General features: G+C 56.1%; 20 protein-coding genes. 14 read left to right on the forward strand and 6 right to left on the reverse strand.

The window, feature by feature from the left end; all coding sequences use genetic code 11:
- Nucleotides 1–35: 35 nt before the first annotated feature.
- A complete protein-coding gene (locus RGU70_RS00295; protein ID WP_322207441.1) occupies nt 36–2,285 on the reverse strand; it encodes an LPS-assembly protein LptD in 2,250 nt (749 codons plus the stop codon).
- A 99-nt stretch (nt 2,286–2,384) separates the two neighbouring features.
- On the opposite strand from RGU70_RS00295, the gene RGU70_RS00300 reads away from it, so the two are divergent.
- The 4 genes from RGU70_RS00300 to RGU70_RS00315 are packed head-to-tail and all read left to right on the forward strand — an operon-like array spanning nt 2,385 to nt 6,659.
- Nucleotides 2,385–3,413 carry an aminoglycoside phosphotransferase family protein gene (locus RGU70_RS00300; protein ID WP_322207442.1) on the forward strand — a complete coding sequence of 343 codons (1,029 nt, stop codon included), beginning with the start codon at nt 2,385–2,387 and terminating at the stop codon, nt 3,411–3,413.
- A gap of 37 nt (nt 3,414–3,450) precedes the next feature.
- Nucleotides 3,451–4,164, forward strand: a complete 714-nt coding sequence (murU, locus tag RGU70_RS00305; protein ID WP_322207443.1) for an N-acetylmuramate alpha-1-phosphate uridylyltransferase MurU — start codon at nt 3,451–3,453, stop codon at nt 4,162–4,164.
- Complete coding sequence (gene pepP / locus RGU70_RS00310; protein ID WP_322207444.1) at nt 4,161–5,510, forward strand: Xaa-Pro aminopeptidase; 1,350 nt, start codon at nt 4,161–4,163, stop codon at nt 5,508–5,510. The genes murU and pepP overlap by 4 nt, the downstream gene beginning before the upstream one ends.
- Nucleotides 5,511–6,659, forward strand: a complete 1,149-nt coding sequence (locus tag RGU70_RS00315; protein WP_322207445.1) for a UbiH/UbiF/VisC/COQ6 family ubiquinone biosynthesis hydroxylase — start codon at nt 5,511–5,513, stop codon at nt 6,657–6,659. It begins immediately after the preceding gene.
- Between the two features lie 800 nt (nt 6,660–7,459).
- On the opposite strand, the gene RGU70_RS00320 is transcribed toward RGU70_RS00315, so the two are convergent.
- The 4 genes from RGU70_RS00320 to RGU70_RS00335 all read right to left on the reverse strand — a co-directional run bounded on the left by RGU70_RS00320 (nt 7,460) and on the right by RGU70_RS00335 (nt 10,811).
- Nucleotides 7,460–8,896 carry an NAD(P)(+) transhydrogenase (Re/Si-specific) subunit beta gene (locus RGU70_RS00320; RefSeq protein ID WP_322207446.1) on the reverse strand — a complete coding sequence of 479 codons (1,437 nt, stop codon included), beginning with the start codon at nt 8,894–8,896 and terminating at the stop codon, nt 7,460–7,462.
- 2 nt (nt 8,897–8,898) lie between these two features.
- The gene (locus RGU70_RS00325) at nt 8,899–9,216 is read right to left on the reverse strand and encodes an NAD(P) transhydrogenase subunit alpha (RefSeq protein WP_322207447.1); all 318 of its coding nucleotides are present in this window, start codon (nt 9,214–9,216) and stop codon (nt 8,899–8,901) included.
- 41 nt (nt 9,217–9,257) lie between these two features.
- Nucleotides 9,258–9,620 carry an aspartate 1-decarboxylase gene (panD, locus tag RGU70_RS00330; RefSeq protein ID WP_322207448.1) on the reverse strand — a complete coding sequence of 121 codons (363 nt, stop codon included), beginning with the start codon at nt 9,618–9,620 and terminating at the stop codon, nt 9,258–9,260.
- A gap of 75 nt (nt 9,621–9,695) precedes the next feature.
- Nucleotides 9,696–10,811, reverse strand: a complete 1,116-nt coding sequence (locus RGU70_RS00335) for a Re/Si-specific NAD(P)(+) transhydrogenase subunit alpha (RefSeq protein WP_322207449.1) — start codon at nt 10,809–10,811, stop codon at nt 9,696–9,698.
- A gap of 238 nt (nt 10,812–11,049) precedes the next feature.
- On the opposite strand from RGU70_RS00335, the gene mnmA reads away from it, so the two are divergent.
- From mnmA to bfr, 8 genes are all read left to right on the forward strand, one after another.
- Nucleotides 11,050–12,150: a tRNA 2-thiouridine(34) synthase MnmA gene (mnmA, locus tag RGU70_RS00340; RefSeq protein WP_322207450.1), complete on the forward strand. Its 1,101-nt coding sequence runs from the start codon at nt 11,050–11,052 to the stop codon at nt 12,148–12,150.
- Nucleotides 12,151–12,349: 199 nt separating this feature from the next.
- Complete coding sequence (gene hemP, locus RGU70_RS00345) at nt 12,350–12,532, forward strand: hemin uptake protein HemP (RefSeq protein ID WP_322210649.1); 183 nt, start codon at nt 12,350–12,352, stop codon at nt 12,530–12,532.
- 82 nt (nt 12,533–12,614) lie between these two features.
- A complete protein-coding gene (locus tag RGU70_RS00350; protein ID WP_322207451.1) occupies nt 12,615–12,926 on the forward strand; it encodes a hypothetical protein in 312 nt (103 codons plus the stop codon).
- Between the two features lie 189 nt (nt 12,927–13,115).
- Nucleotides 13,116–13,286 (forward strand): (2Fe-2S)-binding protein, encoded by a 171-nt coding sequence (locus RGU70_RS00355; RefSeq protein ID WP_416186540.1) that lies wholly within the window; start codon nt 13,116–13,118, stop codon nt 13,284–13,286.
- 11 nt (nt 13,287–13,297) lie between these two features.
- Entirely contained in the window at nt 13,298–13,981 is a 684-nt protein-coding gene (locus tag RGU70_RS00360) for a TonB family protein (protein WP_322207453.1), read from the forward strand.
- A 75-nt stretch (nt 13,982–14,056) separates the two neighbouring features.
- Nucleotides 14,057–14,791 (forward strand): MotA/TolQ/ExbB proton channel family protein, encoded by a 735-nt coding sequence (locus tag RGU70_RS00365; protein ID WP_322207454.1) that lies wholly within the window; start codon nt 14,057–14,059, stop codon nt 14,789–14,791.
- Nucleotides 14,791–15,204 carry a biopolymer transporter ExbD gene (locus RGU70_RS00370; RefSeq protein ID WP_322207455.1) on the forward strand — a complete coding sequence of 138 codons (414 nt, stop codon included), beginning with the start codon at nt 14,791–14,793 and terminating at the stop codon, nt 15,202–15,204. The genes RGU70_RS00365 and RGU70_RS00370 overlap by 1 nt, the downstream gene beginning before the upstream one ends.
- Nucleotides 15,205–15,462: 258 nt before the next feature.
- Nucleotides 15,463–15,936 (forward strand): bacterioferritin, encoded by a 474-nt coding sequence (gene bfr, locus RGU70_RS00375; RefSeq protein ID WP_322207456.1) that lies wholly within the window; start codon nt 15,463–15,465, stop codon nt 15,934–15,936.
- 56 nt (nt 15,937–15,992) lie between these two features.
- Here the strand turns inward: bfr and RGU70_RS00380 are convergent, their stop codons facing one another.
- A complete protein-coding gene (locus RGU70_RS00380; protein WP_322207457.1) occupies nt 15,993–16,601 on the reverse strand; it encodes a glutathione S-transferase N-terminal domain-containing protein in 609 nt (202 codons plus the stop codon).
- A 167-nt stretch (nt 16,602–16,768) separates the two neighbouring features.
- Between RGU70_RS00380 and purB the strand changes: the two genes are divergently transcribed.
- Both purB and RGU70_RS00390 read left to right on the forward strand, forming a co-directional pair.
- Nucleotides 16,769–18,133 (forward strand): adenylosuccinate lyase, encoded by a 1,365-nt coding sequence (gene purB / locus RGU70_RS00385; protein ID WP_322207458.1) that lies wholly within the window; start codon nt 16,769–16,771, stop codon nt 18,131–18,133.
- Between the two features lie 103 nt (nt 18,134–18,236).
- The gene (locus RGU70_RS00390; RefSeq protein WP_322210650.1) at nt 18,237–18,758 is read left to right on the forward strand and encodes a cytochrome b; all 522 of its coding nucleotides are present in this window, start codon (nt 18,237–18,239) and stop codon (nt 18,756–18,758) included.
- Nucleotides 18,759–18,782 lie beyond the last annotated feature (24 nt).

The raw sequence follows: 18,782 nt of genomic DNA on the forward strand, positions 1-18,782 counted from the left end.
CTGAGTTCAAGCAACTGAGCTCAGGCAACTAAGCGTTAAAAAGCAGGCGTCACATCAGGTCGATTGATCAGCTGATAACCGGGCACCGTGGCAAGTGCATCAAGCGGATTCGAGCCGATCTTGGAAAAACCATTTAATTCAAGTTGCACGAAAAACGATGTTGTCGCTTTTGAAGTGGACGTCGGTATGCGCTGTGCTGCGACACGGAACACCCAGCAATCGGCCTTGTATTCCATACCCAGCAGACCTTCGGCAATGGCTTTGTCCGGAACCGAGTAATTGATCCGTCCCACACCGTACCAACGGTTGGTCAGGGGCCACTGTCCCGAAATCTCATATTGCTTCAGCGCAAAGGAGGAGGGTGTGGTTGTGCTGCCGGTGTACAAAGCCTGATAACTTGCCGTACGGTCGAAACGGTACGTCAGGTTCAGCACTTTTTTCGGAGCAGGTTGCCAGCGGGCGCTATACGTCGCGCGCTGCAACTGCGCGAGACTTTCACTGTACTGTATCGTATTGTCGACAGACAGCGTACGCGTAATCTGCCCCCCTGCCGACAGCAGTAAATCAGTTTTGCTGGTGGTTGCCTTTTCCGTCGTGTAAAGCAGCACTTTCGGATCGACAAAATTGAAGCGCTGAGCGGCCGCCAGACGCAAGCGCTCCAGCCCCGACTCCTCAATGAAGCGCGAGACGACGCCTGTCGTGATTTGATTCGCATCGCTGATACGGTCATGCCCGACGAAACGGTTTTCACTGAAGATCGAGGCGAAATTCAGATCGGCCAGGCCGGTATCGAACACCGGATAGATATTCGGATTTTGATCGCGGTAGGGTGTGCGCACATAAAACAGTCGCGGCTCCAGTGTCTGCGTGACAGAGCGGCCAAACAGCGAAGCCTCGCGCTCGAAGGTCAGGCCGCTGTCCACCGAAACAGTCGGTACTACCCGGGTGAAATTGGTTTGACCACCCGGCGCAATAGTGTCCAGCCGGTAGTTGGTGGCGTCGAGCATGACCTTCGGCGTGATGTAATACCCTGGCCGGATAATCGGATACGACATCGATGGCGTAGCGTACAGGCGATCGCCGGTCGCCAGACCCGCCGTATCGGTTTTGAACCGGGTAATTTCGGAATTGAAATTGAAATCGAAACCTCCCACATCGAGGCGACTGCCGGTCAGTGTCAGCTGGGGCACGCGGTCATAGGGTTTGCTGATGGGATTATCTACATCCTGCAGCAACTGATATTTGGAAACGCGGGCTGCCGTGCTCCAGTAGGTACTGGTGTAAGTCAGGCTGACATCGCGTGTCAGCAAGCGCTGCCGACTGGCGGTGATGGATTGCGCAAAATCGTTGGGATAATCATTGTCCGATGCTTTGTTCACGTTCCATGCAAACACCAGATTCGGCATCAAAGCCTGGGTATGCACGGATGACAAGGAATAGCGTTCGGTTTGCGTCATCCGATCGTGGATAAATTCCACGTTGGTCTGACCGGCGTAGTTGGGCCCCAGATAACGGGCTTCCGCACCCATTTGCAGACCCCGCTTGGAAATCATTCGGGGATACAAGGTCAGGTCGCGATTGGGGGCGATATTAAAGTAGTACGGCACAGTAACTTCGAGTCCGCCGGTACTGGTTGTGCCGATGGTCGGCGGCAGCACGCCGGACACGCGCTGATCGGACAAAGGGAACGACATGACAGGAGCCGCCAGTATCGGTACGCCCTTAAAGTAAACAACGCCCGAATACATCACGCCTTCATCCTTGGCCGTATCAAGATCGAAACTGCTACCGCGCAGATACCAGTCCGGATCGGGAGCTTCGCAAGTACTGTAGGTACCCTGATTGATCACTGCCTCTTCATCCGACAGAAAATCCACCCGCTCTGCCTTGCCGCGCCCGCCATTGGATTTCAGCAAATAGGTCGGGTGCGAAATATAACCAGCGCCGGACTCGAGATTGATCGTGCCCTCATCCCCCGTGTAATTGTCGCCCAGCCGTTTCATCCAGATATGTCCGGTGGCGTCGACTTCGTCCTGGATGATCCGGTACACAGCCTTGTCGGTCTGCAGCGTTGTCGCCCCCTTGACGACGACGACATCCGTATCCAGATTCACCTGACGGTCGGGCCGCCCCGTAATTTGTTCGGCGGTGACCGTCACCGGCAAATCGTTGCCGGAAGAGGCCGCTTTCGCCGACAGGGGTACGGTTGCGGGCGAGGAAGCCAGCAACAAGGCACAAATGCGAAATAATCGCCGCTGTAGGGAATGTTTATTAAAGCGGATCATGAAAAAAAGCAGTCAAACACCATAGCGAGCGATTTTTTAAAGAGTAATCCCTTATTATAGGGGAACTACACTGCCACCAAGAGAATTCCTCTGCCGTCCATGCCCGCTACCCACATCTCCACTGATATTCGCCTCACACAACTCACTCACTGGCTGGCCGCACTGCCCGATTCGCCAGTACTGACCGACACCCTGCGCCCTGCCTCGGCCGACGCCAGCTTCCGCCGTTATTTCCGGGTGGATACGGTCGCCGGCGGTACGCTCATCGTGATGGACGCCCCGCCGCCGCAGGAAGATGTACGTCCCTTCCTGCATGTCGCCGCCGTTTTCTCTGACACGGGCGCTTCGGTGCCGCAGATCATTGCTCAGAACATCGAACAGGGCTTCCTGCTGCTCGCGGACTTCGGTTCGACCACCTACCTGCAACAACTCAATGCCGACAACGCCCACGCTATGTACATGGACGCCATCGATGCCCTGATCCTGTTGCAGACGCAAAGCCAGCCGGATGTGCTCCCCGAATACGACCGCGCCATGCTGCTGCGCGAACTCAAGCTGTTTCCCGAGTGGTATATCGGCAAGCATCTGAACGCGACGCTGAGCCCCAAGCAAAATGAGATGCTCGACAAAGTATTCGACACCCTGCTGGCCAATAACATGGCGCAGACACAGGTCTACGTGCATCGCGATTACCACTCGCGCAACCTGATGGTGCTGTCGGAAGGCAATCCCGGCATGCTGGATTTTCAGGATGCCGTCTACGGCCCCATCACCTATGATCTGGTGTCCCTGCTGCGCGATGCCTATGTCCAGTGGGATGAAGAACTGGTACTGGACTGGAGCATCCGTTACTGGGAGCGCGCCCGCCGCGCCGGTCTGCAAGTCGCGCCCGACATCGATAGTTTTTACCGCGACTTCGAATGGATGGGACTGCAACGCCATCTGAAAATACTCGGCATCTTCGCCCGCCTGCACCACCGCGACGGCAAGGACGCCTATCTCAAGGATCTCCCGCTGGTGATGGACTACGTCCTTAGAACAGCGCGCCGCTATCCCATGCTGATGCCGCTGGTCAGAGTGCTTGAACAGCTGGAAAACAAGCAACCACAAGTCGGCTACACATTTTGAGGGCGCCTCACGCCCATCACCGCACCGGAGCCTCCGCATGAAGGCCATGATCTTCGCCGCCGGACGCGGCGAGCGCATGCGTCCACTGACCGACGCCTGCCCGAAACCCCTGCTCAAAGTACGTGGACGGCCGCTGGTCGTCTGGCAAATTCTCGGACTGGTACGCGCCGGCATTACCGACATCGTCATCAACCACGCCCACCTTGGTCACATGCTGGAAGAGGCATTGGGGAACGGCGAACGCTTCGGCGCCAACATCGTGTATTCGCCCGAAACCGTCGCGCTCGAAACTGCCGGCGGCGTGGCGCAGGCCCGTCATCTGCTCGGCGAAGAGCCCTTTGTGGCGCTGGCAGGCGATATCTATTGTCCGCATTTCGATTTTGAACAAGTGAAAACCGCGCTGGCCGACAATGACTTCTGGGGCAATCCGCTCCCGGAAAATCAGCGCGACGCCGCCTGGCTGTATCTGGTCAAAAATCCGCCCTACCATCCGCAAGGCGACTTCGCGCTGCACAGCTATGCCCTGGCCAATCAAGGTGAGCAGATGTACACCTACAGCAGCATCGGCGTTTTCCGCCCGCAAATGTTTGACGCCATCCCCGCCGGCACCCACGCCAAGTTAGTCACCTTGCTGCGTGATTATGCCGACCGTGGCCTGCTCGGCGGAGAGTTGTATCGCGGCCCGTGGTTCAACGTCGGCACCGTCGAACACTTACAGGAACTGAACGCTCCACCAGGGAAAAACTCATGACACTCGCCACCACCTTATCCCCCTACACAGAACGTCGCGCACGACTGCTGGCACAGATGCAGGCACGCGGCGGCGGCGTCGCCATCATCCCCACCGCACCCGAAGTCATGCGCAACCGTGACGCCGACTACCCCTATCGTCACGACAGCTACTTTTATTACCTGTCGGGATTCATGGAACCGGATGCCGTACTGGTGCTGATCGCCGGCAAGCAAAACCGCTGCATCTTGTTTTGTCGCGACAAAGACCTCGACCGCGAAATCTGGGATGGTTATCGTCATGGTCCCGATGCAGCGCGTGTCGAATTCGGTTTCGACGAAGCTTTTCCGGTTGCCGCACTGAATGAAAAAATGCCGCAACTGCTGGCCGATGCCCCCGCCGTTTTCTACACACTGGGTCTGGACAACAAGCGCGACATCCAACTGCAAGACTGGCTGCAAGGCGTGCGCGCCCTGGGTCGTAGCGGAGTGAGCGCACCGGCCAGCATTCACGATGTGCATGTGCTGCTCGATGAAATGCGGATGTTCAAGGATGCCGGCGAAATCGCCACCATGCAGCGCGCCGCCGACATCTCCTCCGCAGCGCACTGCCGGGCCATGCAACTGTCGCGCCCCGGTCTGCGCGAATACCATCTGGAAGCAGAACTGCTGCATGAATTCCGACGCAATGGCTCGCAATATCCGGCCTATGGTTCCATCGTCGCGGCCGGCTCCAACTCCTGTGTGCTGCACTATCGGGCCGGCGATGCGGAATTGAAAGACGGCGATCTGGTCCTGATTGATGCCGGCTGCGAACTCGACAGCTATGCCGCCGACATCACCCGCACCTTCCCGGTCAATGGCAAATTTTCCGGCCCGCAAAAAGAGTTGTACAACATCGTGCTGGCCTCGCAGCAAGCCGCCATTGCGCTTACCCGTCCTGGCCGCGGCTTCATGGACGGGCACGACGCCGCCGTCCGCGTACTGGCCCAGGGCATGCTCGATACCGGTCTGCTCGACCGCAATAAAGTCGGCACCCTCGACGACGCCATCGCCAGTGACGCCTATCGCCAGTTCTACATGCACCGCACCGGCCACTGGCTGGGCATGGACGTGCATGACGTCGGCGAATACCGCGCCGCGCCCGATGCCAGCGGTGCCAAACCGTGGCGTGCGCTCCAGCCGGGCATGGTACTCACGGTCGAGCCGGGCATTTATGTACGACCTGCGCCGGGCGTGCCGGAACAGTACTGGAATATCGGCATCCGTATCGAGGACGACGCCCACGTCACACCGGACGGTTGCGAAATCCTTACCCAAGGCGTTCCCAATACCGTCGAAGGTATCGAACAATTGATGAGGCATTAAATGCAACAGACCGTCCCCACTGATTTCGATGTACTGATCTGCGGCGCCGGGCCGGTCGGACTCGCCACTGCCGCGCTGATGGTGCAATTTGGCGCTGCGCCGCAACGCATCGCACTGGTCGATGCCCGCAGCGCAGATGAATCGGTACGAGACCCGCGCTCGATCGCCCTGTCTTTTGGCAGCCGCCAGATTCTGGAGCGTGTCGGTGCTTGGCCATTGCAGGCTGACGCCATTCATCAGATCCATGTCTCGCGACGCGGTCATTTCGGCCGTGCGCTAATCGAGTGCGACGACTACCGTTTACCCGCACTCGGTTATGTCACCCGCTACGGCACGCTGGTAACCGCGCTGGCGGAGGCTGCCGAACGCAGCGGCGCTGTGGCGATACGTCCGGTACGAATCGACGCCCTCACCGAACAAGCCGATGCCGTGGCAGTACAACTGGCCGATGGCCGCTGCTTGCGTGCCGGCATCGTGGTGCAAGCCGAAGGCGGCGTATTCGCCGAACAAACTGCCAGAACGCAGCACCGCGATTACGAACAGGTCGCGCTGGTGAGTCATGTGCGCACCAGTACCGCGCTGCCGCATCGCGCCTTCGAGCGATTCACCTCGGAAGGACCGCTGGCGCTGTTGCCGCAGGACGGAGGATATGCCTTGGTGTGGTGCATGCGTCCGGCCAGCGCGGAACGGGTGCAAAATCTCGATGACGCTGCGTTTCTGCAGGAATTACAAACGGCGTTTGGCGACCGGCTAGGACGTTTTCTGTCGATAGAAAAACGTCACGCCTATCCGCTTGGCCTGAACGCCCGACCTGCGGCCGCCACCCGCATGGTGGCGATAGGCAATGCCGCACAAACCCTGCATCCGGTAGCAGGACAAGGATTGAATCTCGGTTTGCGCGATGCCCGCGTGCTGGCGCGTTTGCTGGCACGACGCGCCGATCCTGCCGCGCTGCAAGAGTTTTCCAGCCAACGACAAGCCGACCGCCGCGCCACCATCACGCTGACCGACGTCATGGCGCGCATTTTCGCCGCGACGCCGGATCACGCCCCCTCGCAAAGTCTGCTCGGACTGTCGCTGGGGCTGATTGATACCGTTGCCCCGGCAAGACGTTTGCTGGCGCAACAGATGATGTTCGGCTGGCGCTAAGCAAGCGCGATTGCGCCGCATCGCCGTTTCCGCTGTTTCTTCCACCGCTTCATCAAAGACGCCCTCAAATGAAAATGCCGCTCAGCTCTCACTGAACGGCATTTCAGACTGCTGACAACAACCCGGCTTGCAGCCGGATCCTTCGATACGGGATTTCATCCCTACTCAGGACGAACGGAGAGTGGTGCATTCAGATTAACGCTTGGCCCCATCAGCGGGAGTGGTGCATTCAGGTTAACTCTTGGCTCCATCAGCCGGAAGTGGCGCATTCTGGCTGAGTCTTGGCTCCATCAGCAGGAAGTGGCGCATTCTGGCTGAGTCTTGGCTCCATCAGCAGGAAGTGGTGCATTCAGGTTGACTCTTGACTCCATCAGCAGGAATTGCTGCATTCAGGTTGACTCTTGGCTCCATCAGCCGGAAGCGGTGCATTCTGGTTGACTCTTGGCTCCATCAGCAGGAAGTGGTGCATTCAGCTTAACGCTTGGCCCCATCAGCAGGAAGCGGTGCATTCTGGTTGACTCTTGGCTCCATCAGCAGGATTGCTGCATTCTGGTTGACTCTTGGCTCCATCAGCAGGAATTGCTGCATTCTGGTTGACTCTTGGCTCCATCAGCAGGAATTGTTGCATTCTGGCTGAGTCTTGGCTCCATCAGCAGGAATTGCTGCATTCTGGTTGGTGCAATCAGCGGCAAGTATTGTATCCAGATAGATGCATAGCCAACCGTTCGTCCTGAGTAGGAGCGCAAGCTCCGTATCGAAGGATCCGGCTGCAAGCCGGCAGAACAGAATTTACCGTCCGCTTACTCCACTGCCTTAATCATGTCCTCGATCACCTTCTTGGCATCGCCGAACACCATCACGGTCTTGTCCATGTAGAACAGTTCATTGTCCAGCCCGGCATAACCGGAAGCCATCGAGCGCTTGTTGACGATCACGGTCTTGGCTTTGTAGACCTCCAGAATCGGCATACCGGCAATCGGTGACTTCGGATCTTTCGCCGCCGGATTGACCACATCGTTCGCCCCCAGCACCAGCACTACGTCGGCCTGACTGAACTCGCTGTTGATGTCTTCCATCTCGAACACCTGGTCGTAAGGCACTTCGGCTTCTGCCAGCAGCACGTTCATGTGTCCTGGCATACGACCGGCCACCGGATGAATGGCGTATTTGACGATGACGCCCTTTTGCGTCAGCTTCTCGGTCAATTCTTTGAGAGCATGCTGCGCACGCGCCACCGCCAGACCATAGCCCGGGACGATGATCACGGTTTCCGCATTGCTCATCAGGAAAGCGGCGTCATCAGGAGAACCGGTCTTGACCGGCCGTTGCGCTTGCGCCCCGGCGCTTGCTGCCGAAGCAGGTTCGCCGCCGAAGCCGCCCAGAATCACGTTGAAGAAGGAACGATTCATCGCCTTGCACATGATGTAAGACAGAATCGCCCCGCTCGACCCCACCAGCGAACCGGCGATGATCAGCATAGGATTATTCAGCGAGAAGCCAATACCTGCCGCTGCCCAGCCGGAATAGCTGTTGAGCATCGACACCACCACCGGCATGTCCGCGCCACCAATCGGGATGATGATCAGCACACCCAGAGCAAACGCGATGGCGGTCATCAGAATGAACGGCAGCCAGTGCTGCGTCAGCACAAAAATCACGCCAAAACCGATCATTGCCACTGCCAGCACCAGATTGACGAAATGCTGACCCGTAAAACTGACCGGCGTGCCCTGGAACAAACGGAATTTATATTTCCCGGACAACTTGCCGAAGGCAATGATAGAACCGGAAAACGTAATCGCGCCGACAAAGGTGCCGATGAACAATTCGATACGGTTACCGATAGGCAGCGCCTCGCCATGCGCCGCGATACCGAAGGCCCAGGGCTCCGACACGGCAGCAACTGCGATACACACTGCCGCCAGACCGATCAGGGAATGCATGGCCGCAACCAGTTCCGGCATCTTGGTCATTTCCACGCTTTTCGCGAGATAAGCCCCGATGCTGCCGCCGACGACCACACCGCCCACCACCAGCCACAAACCGATGCCGCTGTGAGCGAGATCGGCTTGCAAACGCACCATCAGCGCCAGCGTGGTGACGACAGCCACCGCCATGCCGATCATGCCGAAGGCATTGCCGCGCCGTGCTGTCGACGGATGCGACAAACCCTTGAGCGCCTGAATGAAACAGACCGACGCAACCAGATACAACAAAGTGACGAGATTCATGCTCATGCTTATGCCCCTGCCTTATCTGTCTTGATCTTGGGTTCTTTTTTCTTGAACATTTCCAACATGCGCTGCGTCACCATGAACCCGCCGAAGACGTTGACCGCCGCCAGCGTCACTGCCAGCGTGCCGGCGACCTGGCCAACCAGTCCCTCGGTCAGGCCGGCCGCCAGCATGGCACCGATGATGATGATGGCCGAGATGGCATTCGTCACCGCCATCAGGGGCGTGTGCAAAGCCGACGTCACTGTCCAGACGACGTGATAGCCCACGTAGATGGCCAGCACGAAAATGATCAGATTTATAACGGTATGACTGATTTCCATGAGGATTTCCTTTTTGACAGGCCGCTATGCGGCACCGTGAGTTAGACGGGCTTCAGGCTGGTGATGTGATTTTTTTCATCGACGAAAACGATCTTTTGCTTGTAGCCGGCAATTTCGCTATCGCTCATCGGCGCATAGGTGCAGATGATCATCAGATCGCCCAGTTGCGCGCGCCGCGCCGCCGCACCGTTGAGCGAAATTTCGCCGCTGCCGCGTTTGCCGAGAATGGCGTAGGTCGAAAAACGTTCGCCGTTATTGATATTGTAGAGTTCGATTTTTTCGAATTCGCGAATATCTGCTGCATCGAGCAGGTCCTGGTCGATACCGCATGAACCTTCATAATTGAGATCACATTGAGTGACGGTGGCGCGATGGATTTTCGCGCGCAGCATGATTCGTTGCATAGTGTTCCTGTTTTGTTTCGTTTGATGTTGGGAAGCGGGCACTAGTGATAAGCCAGCTTGCCCGTCCCCGGTATTTTATTTTCTCAGCACTTCACCGCCGCTGCACAGCAACGTAGCGGCGACAATATCGTCTTCCCGATTGATGACCAGCTTGCCTTCGGCATCGACAATCAGCTTGAGGAAATCGAGGACATTGCGTGCATACAAGGCCGAGGCATCGGCCGCTACCAGCGCCGCCAGATTGCCTTCACCGATGATGTGTACGCCGTGCTTGATCACGGTCTTTCCTGATTCGGACAGAGGACAATTACCGCCCTGATCCACGGCCATATCGAGAATCACCGAGCCGGGTTTCATGGCTTTGACGGTCTCTTCGCTAATCAGTACCGGTGCTTTGCGACCCGGAATGAGTGCGGTAGTGATGATGATGTCGGCCTGCTTGGCACGCTCATGTACCAGTTCGGCCTGCCGCCGCATCCAGTCGGCGGGCATGGGACGGGCGTATCCGCCGACGCCTTGCGCAATTTCTTTTTCTTCTTCGGTAATGAAAGGCACATCGAGGAATTTAGCTCCCAGCGATTCGATTTGTTCCTTGACGGCGGGACGCACGTCGGAGGCTTCAATCACTGCGCCCAGGCGCTTGGCCGTGGCAATCGCCTGCAAGCCGGCAACACCTGCGCCCATGATCAGAATACGCGCCGCCTTGACGGTGCCGGCGGCGGTCATCAGCATCGGCATGAAACGCTGATAGGTATTGGCGGCCATCAGCACCGCCTTGTAGCCGGCGATATTGGCTTGTGAGGACAACACATCCATCGATTGCGCGCGCGAAGTACGTGGCGCGGCTTCAAGGGCGAAGGCAGTCAGGCCGGCGGCGGCCAGCGCCGCAGTATTGTCGGCGTCGAAAGGATTGAGCATGCCGACCACGACGGTGCCGGATTTGAGTAAATCGCGTTCAGCGGCGCTCGGGGCGCGCACTTTCAGCACGGCCTCTGCACCGAAAGCTTCGGCAGCGCTGCCTATGGTGGCACCGGCAGCGAGGTAGGCCTCATCAGTAATACTGGCGTTGATACCCGCACCGGCTTGCACCAGTACCTGATGCTTGGCTGCAATCAACTTTTTGACTGTTTCTGGCGTGGCGGCAACTCTGGTTTCCCCATCCCGGCTTTCCGTCGGTATTCCTAATTTCATTACGACCCCTTTGTTATAGATAACGCTGATGTCTTGCCTGGAAACAGTCCCGCCAAAATCATGTTCTGAGGGTATAAACCTCACATTGGCGCTGCCAGACCGACGACCTTCTGCAGCCACGGTAAAATGACTATCGTTTAAAAAGTTGATTATGCCTGATGAATAGTATGCGCGACCCCGTTCGGATATTCTCCTCCCGACAACTGTCGCCGCTTGCAACCGGCGCAGGGAGTTTTCCATGAGCAAGAAAAAAGTAGTGGTCGGCATGTCTGGCGGCGTCGACTCGTCGGTTACGGCATGGCTGCTGAAAGAGCAAGGCTATGAAGTCATCGGCCTGTTCATGAAGAACTGGGAAGACGAAGATAACGATGAATATTGCTCAACGCGTCAGGATTGGATAGACGCCGTGAGCGTCGCCGATGTGGTCGGCGTCGATATCGAGGCAGTGAATTTTGCCGCTGAGTACAAGGACCGGGTGTTTTCCGAGTTTCTGCGCGAATACCAGGCGGGACGAACTCCCAATCCCGATGTGCTGTGCAATGCGGAAATCAAGTTCAAGGCATTTCTGGATCACGCAATGTCGCTGGGCGCAGATTTGATTGCGACTGGTCATTACGCTCGTGTGCGTCAAAATATGGCGGGGAGTTTCGAATTGCTCAAGGCACTCGATGCAAGCAAAGACCAAAGCTACTTTTTACATCGGCTCAGCCAGCAACAATTGGCCAACACCCTGTTCCCGCTTGGAGAGATGCAAAAAACCGAAGTGCGTGCCATTGCGGAACGCTTGCATCTGCCGAATGCCGCTAAAAAGGATTCGACCGGGATTTGTTTCATTGGCGAACGCCCCTTCCGCGAATTTCTGAACCGCTATCTGTCCTACCAGCCGGGCCCGATCAAGACGTCTGACGGCGTCACTATCGGCGAGCATGTGGGCTTGAGTTTTTATACGCTGGGTCAGCGCAAAGGTATCGGCATAGGCGGTCTGAAAGCGCATCAGAATGAGGATGGCAAGGGCGATGCCTGGTATGTAGCAAGGAAAGATGTGCTGACCAACACGCTCTATATCGTGCAAGGCCATGCCCATCCGTGGCTGCTGGCACCGGCGCTGACCGCCAGCCAGATCAGTTGGGTTGCCGGCCATGCCCCTCAAAATGGGCTGCTGGCGGCCAAAACGCGCTATCGCCAGAGCGATGTCGTCTGCGAGTTGCAGAACATCGACGACGCTCACTTCGGCCTGCAGTTCGAACAAGCGCAATGGGCTGTGACGCCGGGCCAGTCGGCGGTGCTCTACGATGGCGATATTTGCTTAGGCGGTGGAATTATAGAAACCGCCGGCTAAACGCCCCCTGGACAACATAAGCGCGCTGGTCTTGCGCGCACTCCTGAACGCTCCGTCGGCCCTGCCTGCGGAGCGTTTTGCATTCGGGGTCGCTTTTCTTCCACAAAACAAAATAGGAATTCCCTTGCAATCGCTTTATAAATGTTGAATAATCTAAATAAGAATTGTTCGCATTCAATAGGAGGTTTTCATGAATCATATGATGCATCAGCCAAACACCAAGCACTCAAGCCCCCCCGCCACATCTGCCGACGGCTCACCGATTACTCGGATTAAGAGTCAAGATCTGTTCCGACAAATGCGTGAACTCGAAATCGATCACGGCGGCCGTATTTACAAATTACGGCTGACCCAGCTGAACAAACTGATTTTAACTGCGTAATAAACTGACAACGACAACGCCAGCCAGATGCCGGATATCGTCGGCATCTCAGCCAGCATCCAACTCTCCCAAGGAGAATGTGATGGCGATCGAACAAACCATGTTGGAACCGAATAACGCACCGGCACAACCGGAATTACTTGTCTCCGCCGTGTTGCATCTGATGTCGCATTACACCGCGAACACCAATGAAAGCAGTAGTTGCGTAAAGCTGGCATCGGTCATTGAACGGCATCTGAAAGCGCTGGCCGATCTGCCGAATCTGGCACCCGTTCTTCGCGCAACCTGCCTTCAACTGTCTGAACAATGGGCGGCAATCGTTGAACGAACCATGCCGCGACCGGAAAAACTGACATTTTTTTCACGCATCGTCTCCGGGGTGAAATCGGCGTAATGCATCCCAGGGCTGGTTAATCAGCCAGAGAAAGTATTCATAGAGTCTCACCCTGATTTTTCCATTTTTATTTTTCCATATTGGCCAGATCCATAAAAAGCCGGGCAACCGGCAAGAGGGCACACCATGATCGTCTGTGTTTGTAACAACGTCTCCGACCGTACCATCCGCCAGGCAGTCAATGGCGGCATGACATCCATGGCAGAACTGCGGAATAATTTTGGTGTCGCCGCTTGTTGCGGAAAGTGCGGTTCATGCGCCCGGCAAATCGTGCAGGAATGCCTGAAGTCAGCGGCCCCGGCCAGACCGTCACATGCATTGCACATGCTTTCCTTTCACCCCAATGCCAGTGCGGCCTGAACCGCCACCACATGAACCCGAATTTGCTCCATCTCACTAGCTTTCCGACGACCATTTTCCACCCGCTTAAAAAAATCGGACCACTCGGCCTGATCGTTTTATTGCATCTGCTGCTGTTCTCTGCGCTGAAAAGTGGACTGATCAATCGGGTCATGCCAACGCAACCGAAGGAAATATTCGCATCACTCATCACGCCTGAGCATCCACCCGCACCCAGTGTTCCTAAGACAACAACACCCAAAGTCGTCAAACTCGCAAAGCCGTCTGTTACTCCACCGCGCCCGACGCCGTTGCCGATGCCCGTGCCAAACACACCATCCCCGACGGCCATCGCCACAGCGTCAACACCACCACAGGAAGCCAGCCCGCCAGTGGCCCTGCCGACTGCAACTTCGACTAGTCCAGCTGTGCCAAAAACCGTCACTAGCGGCGTGGAATATATCGCCAACCCACCGCCCACCTATCCCTCGGTCTCCAAACGCATGGGCGAAGAAGGCAAGGTCGAATTACGCGTCGTCATTAATGAAAAAGGCCTTCCTGATAGCGTCACCGTGAAAAAAAGTTCTGGCTGGCCCCGGCTGGATGAAGCCGCACGAGTGGCCGTCTTGCGCTGGATTTTCAAGCCCTATATGGAAAATGGCATATCACTGCGGGTAGCCGCAACCGTTCCCCTGGCATTCCGACTGAATAACTAACTACCATCAAAAATAGCCGCAACACAGCTTAGCAATTTCTCCCATATCAATCAGCATCATTCAAAAGGAAACATCATGGAAGCAAATCCTTACGGATTGGAAAGCCTCTGGACGCAGGGCGATATCGTCATCAGAACAGTCGCCATGCTGCTGCTGGCCATGTCGGTCGCCTCGTGGTACGTCATTCTGACCAAGGCAGTGCAGCTACTACGCTACCGTTCGCCGGCCCATGCCGCAGGACACGCATTCTGGGACACCACCAGCCTCGACAGTGGCGTGCTCACGCTCGGCGCGGACAATCCCTTTGCCGACGTAGCCAAAGCAGGCATCAATGGGATGAGCCATCACCATGCCCACAAGGGCCATCTGCACGATGCCCTATCGGTAAGTGACTGGATAACCCTTTCGCTGCGCCAGTCAATCGACGACGTTACAGGCAAGCTGCAAGCCGGCATGGCCGTGCTGGCATCAGTCGGCTCCACCGCCCCCTTCGTAGGATTGTTCGGCACTGTCTGGGGCATTTATCATGCACTGGTCGCCATCGGCACGTCAGGACAGGCCAGCATCGACAAGGTGGCAGGGCCGGTCGGCGAAGCGCTCATCATGACGGCACTGGGACTGGCCGTCGCGATTCCTGCCACCTTCGGCTATAACGCCTTGGTCCGCGGCAACAAAACCCTGATCGCCAAACTCAATAAATTCGGTTTTGACCTGCACGCCCTGTTCGTCACCGGTTCACGCTCAGGCAACAATGATGAAGGTGGCGTCCATAACAAAGGCCCCAGGCTAAGCGCCGTCGGAGGTGCGTAATGGCGATGGGATCCCTGTCCGATGCGGACGACGACTTCAATCCCGAAATCAACACCACACCCTTGGTAGACGTGATGCTGGTGCTGTTGATCATCTTCATCATGACGATTCCGGTCATGAACCACGCGGTCAAGATCGACTTGCCGCGCGCCACCAATCAACCCGATCAGACCAAGCCTGAAAATATCAACCTGTCCATCGATGCCCAAGGCAAGACCTATTGGAACGAGGAATTGGTCGATGCCGGCCAACTTGAACAGCGAATCGCCGTGGCGGCCCAAAAACAACCGGCACCTGAATTGCATCTGCGCGCGGAACGCAGCACCGAGTATGAAAAAATCGCGCAAGTCATGGCGGCCGCTCAATCAGGTGGGCTGAGTAAAATTGGCTTTGTGACTGAGCCTAAAAAATAAGCACCTCTTCGCATCAACCCGTCCTGCCGCAATTGTGCCGCAGGACGGTTTTTCTTTTTTACAAGAACGAGATGGAGTGGCGAGCAAAAAAGAGCTGAGAAGTAAACTAAACATCGCTTCCCAAGAATGATTCTCGCTAAATGAAGGTGAAAAGCCCGCCACGGTAGTCTATGATCTTCGTCCATAAAGACACAGCACCGCCATCAGCTGGCTAACTGCTTTTGCCTTTATCCACCCCTCACTTACCCAGGAGTTCCCATGAAAGGCGATCCATCTATTCTCAAGTTGCTCAATGACCAGTTGACCAACGAACTGAGCGCTATCAATCAGTATTTTTTACATGCCCGTATGTACAAGCATTGGGGGTTTGAAAAAATCGCCAAGAAGGAATATCAGGAATCCATAGGAGAAATGAAACATGCGGACAAGCTGATCGACCGCATCCTGATGCTCGATGGACTACCGAATCTACAAGCGCTGCACAAATTGATGATTGGCGAGAACACGCCGGAAATGCTGAGCTGCGATCTGGCGCTGGAAAAAGCCGCGCAAGTCACCGTCAAGGAAGGTATCGCTGCCTGCGAGAAAGTCGGCGATTATGTGTCGCGCGAATTATTTCAGTACATTCTCGACGATACGGAAGAGCATATCGACTGGCTGGAAACGCAGATCGATCTGATCGACAAGATAGGCTTGCCGAATTATCTGCAAAGCCAGATGGCGGAAGAATAAGGAAAGGAAAGGAAAGGGAAGGAAAGGGCGCGGCGAAACGACTGCCGCGCTTGTGTTTAAGGCGGCGTCGTTTCCTTGAACGACGGCCGCTCCGACAATTTATCGAATAATTTGGCAAGCTCGGGATAATCGTCGCGCCAAGTCACTTCAGGAAAACGAAAGCTCAGCCAGCCCAAGGCGCAACCAACAGCAACATCGGCCAAGGTGTAATTCTTGCCAGCACAAAACGCGCGCTCACCAAGACCGACCGACATTGCCTTCAGCGAGGCATCGACCTTGCTCCATTGGCGGGTCAGCCACACAGGACTTTGCTGCTTGACTGTACGCTGAGTTTTTTCCAGACGCACCAGCACTGCCGCATCGAGCAAACCATCTGCCAGCGCTTCCCAGCATTTAACTTCGGCGCGTTCACGGCTATTAGGGGGAATCAGCTTGCCGACGGGCGTCAGAGTATCGAGATACTCCACGATCACCCGTGAATCGAACATGGCACCGCCGTCATCCATCATCAGGCAAGGGACTTTTCCGAGCGGGTTAAATTGTTGAATGGTGGATGCTTCGTTCCACACGTCCTCCAAAACCAGTTCGTAGTCGATCTTTTTTTCCAGCATGACGATGCGGACTTTGCGCACGTAGGGACTTGCAAGCGAGGCGATGAGTTTCATAGGCAGTTTGATAATAGATGCGCAGATTATAGCATCGGGGTTTGACTGCAAAGGAACAGGATCAGTCGCTACTGTATGTGCTTTGCACCACTTTTGACAACAACCGCAACTAAGGGTACCCAATGGTAAAATCGTCGCCTTCTTCTCATCTCCTGCCCATTGCCACCATGTCCCTTTCCCCACTTTCCGCCCTGTCCCCCCTAGATGGTCGCTATGCGTCCAAAACCGATCTGCTGCGGCCTATCCTGTCCGAAGCTGGTTTCATGCATCATCGGGTCAAAGTGGAAATTGCATGGCTGCAAGCCTTGGCCGTGGCCGGGCTGGCTGAGATCCCGCCATTTTCCGCCAGCGCCATCGTCCTGCTTGACCGGATCGCCAGCGAATTTTCGGAAGCCGACGCCAGCCGTATCAAGGAAATCGAAGCCGTTACCAATCACGATGTCAAAGCGGTGGAGTACTGGCTCAAGGAACAAGTCCAGGATGTACCGGAGCTGGTCACTGCTTCCGAATTCATTCATTTCGCCTGCACCTCGGAAGATATCAACAACACCTCGCACGGGATGATGCTCAAAACCGCGCGCGATACGGTCTTGCTGCCATCGCTGCAAGCGGTCATCACACGCCTGACGGCATTGGCGCATGAACATGCGGCGCTGCCCATGCTGTCGCGCACCCACGGCCAACCCGCCAGCCCGACAACATTAGGCAAAGAAATCGCCAATGTTGTTGCTCGTTTGCAACGCGCGGTGCAACGCATCGCCGCCGTTGAAATCCTCGGCAAAATGAATGGCGCAGTAGGCAACTACAACGCCCACCTGTCCGCCTATCCCGATATCGACTGGCCAGCATTTTCACGCGACGTCATCGAACAGCGTCTGGGCCTGACTTTCAATCCCCACACCACGCAAATCGAACCGCACGATTACATGGCCGAACTGTTCGATGCCATCGCCCGCGCCAACACCATCCTGCTCGACCTTAACCGCGATATCTGGGGTTATGTGTCGATCGGCTATTTCAAGCAACGCCTGAAAGCCGGCGAAATCGGTTCGTCAACCATGCCGCACAAAGTCAATCCTATCGACTTTGAAAACTCCGAAGGCAATCTGGGTCTGGCCAATGCCTTGCTCAAACATTTGTCGGAAAAATTGCCCGTCTCCCGCTGGCAGCGCGACCTGACCGATTCAACCGTCTTGCGCAATATCGGTGTGGCTTTAGGCTACGCCGTGCTGGCCTACGACAGCTGCCTGCGCGGCTTGAACAAACTGGAAGTCAATCCTGAGCGTCTGGCGCAAGATCTGGACGCCACCTGGGAAGTACTGGCCGAACCAGTGCAAACCGTAATGCGTCGCTACGGCATAGAAAATCCGTACGAGCAATTGAAGGAACTGACCCGCGGCAAAGGCATTTCACGCGAAGCACTGCAAACCTTCGTTGCTGGTCTGGCCATTCCGGCGGATGCCAAACAGCGCCTGATGGATCTGACGCCAGCCAATTACATTGGCATTGCAGAACAGCTGAGCCGCATATAAGCCTGCAAAATAAGTCTGAGAAATAAGTCTGAGAAATAAGCCTGCAAAATAAGTCTTAAAAATAAGCCTAAGAACGGACAGCTGAACCATGACCCAAGCAAGCATGCAACGCTATTCGTTTATCGCCATCTTCTTTCACTGGCTGGTGGCGCTACTGATCATCGTCGCCTTCACGCTGGGTCTGACGATGGTCGATATGTCCTTTTCGCCGGCCAAGCTGCGTTACGTATCGTGGCATAAATGGTTAGGCGTCACCATCTTTGCGCTGGCTTGCCTGCGCCTGCTGTGGCGACTGAGTCAGCCCTCGCCGACCTACCCAACCCACATGCCCCACTGGCAGCAACAAGCTGCCCGGTGGATGCATGTGCTGCTGTACGCATTGATCTTCGCCATTCCCCTCTCAGGATATTTTTATAGCCTGGCAAGCGGCGTCCCCATCGTGTATCTGAGCATCTTCCCGCTGCCGGTGCTGATGGCGCCTGACGCCGGTCTCAAGCCGATATTGAAACTCGCCCATTACGTACTCAACATGATTCTGCTGGGCGGTGTCGGCTTGCATGTTCTGGCCGCACTGAAGCATCAGTTCATAGATCGCGACGGCATACTACGAAAAATGCTGCCGTAACATCACTCAAGTTTTCAGCACTTC

This window comes from Herbaspirillum sp. RTI4 (assembly GCF_034313965.1).
Taxonomy (GTDB): domain Bacteria; phylum Pseudomonadota; class Gammaproteobacteria; order Burkholderiales; family Burkholderiaceae_D; genus Herbaspirillum.

Excerpts from the sequence above, each read along its gene's own strand:
- RGU70_RS00295 (WP_322207441.1), bottom strand. The coding sequence starts at position 2,285 with ATGATCCGCTTTAATAAACATTCCCTACAGCGGCGATTATTTCGCATT.
- RGU70_RS00300 (WP_322207442.1), top strand. The coding sequence starts at position 2,385 with ATGCCCGCTACCCACATCTCCACTGATATTCGCCTCACACAACTCACT.
- murU (WP_322207443.1), top strand. The coding sequence starts at position 3,451 with ATGAAGGCCATGATCTTCGCCGCCGGACGCGGCGAGCGCATGCGTCCA.
- pepP (WP_322207444.1), top strand. The coding sequence starts at position 4,161 with ATGACACTCGCCACCACCTTATCCCCCTACACAGAACGTCGCGCACGA.
- RGU70_RS00315 (WP_322207445.1), top strand. The coding sequence starts at position 5,511 with ATGCAACAGACCGTCCCCACTGATTTCGATGTACTGATCTGCGGCGCC.
- RGU70_RS00320 (WP_322207446.1), bottom strand. The coding sequence starts at position 8,896 with ATGAGCATGAATCTCGTCACTTTGTTGTATCTGGTTGCGTCGGTCTGT.
- RGU70_RS00325 (WP_322207447.1), bottom strand. The coding sequence starts at position 9,216 with ATGGAAATCAGTCATACCGTTATAAATCTGATCATTTTCGTGCTGGCC.
- panD (WP_322207448.1), bottom strand. The coding sequence starts at position 9,620 with ATGCAACGAATCATGCTGCGCGCGAAAATCCATCGCGCCACCGTCACT.
- RGU70_RS00335 (WP_322207449.1), bottom strand. The coding sequence starts at position 10,811 with ATGAAATTAGGAATACCGACGGAAAGCCGGGATGGGGAAACCAGAGTT.
- mnmA (WP_322207450.1), top strand. The coding sequence starts at position 11,050 with ATGAGCAAGAAAAAAGTAGTGGTCGGCATGTCTGGCGGCGTCGACTCG.
- hemP (WP_322210649.1), top strand. The coding sequence starts at position 12,350 with ATGATGCATCAGCCAAACACCAAGCACTCAAGCCCCCCCGCCACATCT.
- RGU70_RS00350 (WP_322207451.1), top strand. The coding sequence starts at position 12,615 with ATGGCGATCGAACAAACCATGTTGGAACCGAATAACGCACCGGCACAA.
- RGU70_RS00355 (WP_416186540.1), top strand. The coding sequence starts at position 13,116 with ATGACATCCATGGCAGAACTGCGGAATAATTTTGGTGTCGCCGCTTGT.
- RGU70_RS00360 (WP_322207453.1), top strand. The coding sequence starts at position 13,298 with ATGAACCCGAATTTGCTCCATCTCACTAGCTTTCCGACGACCATTTTC.
- RGU70_RS00365 (WP_322207454.1), top strand. The coding sequence starts at position 14,057 with ATGGAAGCAAATCCTTACGGATTGGAAAGCCTCTGGACGCAGGGCGAT.
- RGU70_RS00370 (WP_322207455.1), top strand. The coding sequence starts at position 14,791 with ATGGCGATGGGATCCCTGTCCGATGCGGACGACGACTTCAATCCCGAA.
- bfr (WP_322207456.1), top strand. The coding sequence starts at position 15,463 with ATGAAAGGCGATCCATCTATTCTCAAGTTGCTCAATGACCAGTTGACC.
- RGU70_RS00380 (WP_322207457.1), bottom strand. The coding sequence starts at position 16,601 with ATGAAACTCATCGCCTCGCTTGCAAGTCCCTACGTGCGCAAAGTCCGC.
- purB (WP_322207458.1), top strand. The coding sequence starts at position 16,769 with ATGTCCCTTTCCCCACTTTCCGCCCTGTCCCCCCTAGATGGTCGCTAT.
- RGU70_RS00390 (WP_322210650.1), top strand. The coding sequence starts at position 18,237 with ATGCAACGCTATTCGTTTATCGCCATCTTCTTTCACTGGCTGGTGGCG.